Consider the following 877-nt stretch of genomic DNA (forward strand, 5'->3'; position numbering starts at 1 on the left):
GGGCGCGGGCCATGTCGTCACCTATGACGGGCCGCGCACCACCTATGACATTCCCGATTACGGCCCCGTCACGCTGACCGTCGGCGACGGCGTGACGCTGGACACGCCCGACGGGCAGGTGCCCGCGTTCATCAACGCCAGCCCCGCCCGCGTAACCATCACCACCGATCAGGGCCGCGTCACCGCCACCCGCGCCCGCACGGAAACCCTGCGCTATTTCTGGGGGTGGGAGATGTTCTTCTTCGACCTGTCCAGCCCGCTGGCAGGCCTGTCCGCGGAACAGGTCGCGGCGGCGGTCCTGTGGGGCGACCGGATCGACCCGGCGCGGTCCAACCTGTCGCTGGCCCTGTCGGAATTCTGGACGAACGACATCTGGCAGCACGGCGCCGTGGCCTGGGCCCTGTTCGAGACGATCCTGATGGCGTTCCTGGGCACCTTCGGCGCGGCCTTCGTGGCGCTGCCGCTGGCGTTCCTGGCGGCGCAGAACTTTGCCCCGTCGCGGGCGCTGCGGTTCGCGGTGCGGCGCGTGTTCGATTTCGTGCGCGGCGTGGACGCGCTGATCTTCACGATCATCCTGTCGCGGGCCTTCGGTCCGGGGCCGCTGACCGGGGCGCTGGCGATCCTGCTGACCGATACCGGCAGCTTCGGCAAGCTGTTCTCCGAGGCGCTGGAGAACGTGGACGCCAAGCCGATCGAGGGCATCCGCTCGACCGGCGCGGGCGCGCTGCAACGCTACCGCTTCGGCGTCATCCCCCAGGTGATGCCGGTCCTGCTGTCGCAGATGCTGTACTTTCTGGAAAGCAACACCCGCAGCGCGACGATCATCGGCGCGATCACCGGGGGCGGCATCGGACTGATGCTGACGCAGGCGATCCAG

1 protein-coding gene is annotated in these 877 nt (G+C 69.1%); it reads left to right on the forward strand.

Features of this window, described 5'->3' with window-relative positions:
- Positions 1-877: ABC transporter permease subunit (locus TW83_RS15760; protein WP_045983733.1), on the forward strand; the 877-nt coding region annotated here is incomplete at both ends.

It is taken from the genome of Paracoccus sp. S4493 (assembly GCF_000967735.1).
GTDB lineage: Bacteria > Pseudomonadota > Alphaproteobacteria > Rhodobacterales > Rhodobacteraceae > Paracoccus > Paracoccus marcusii.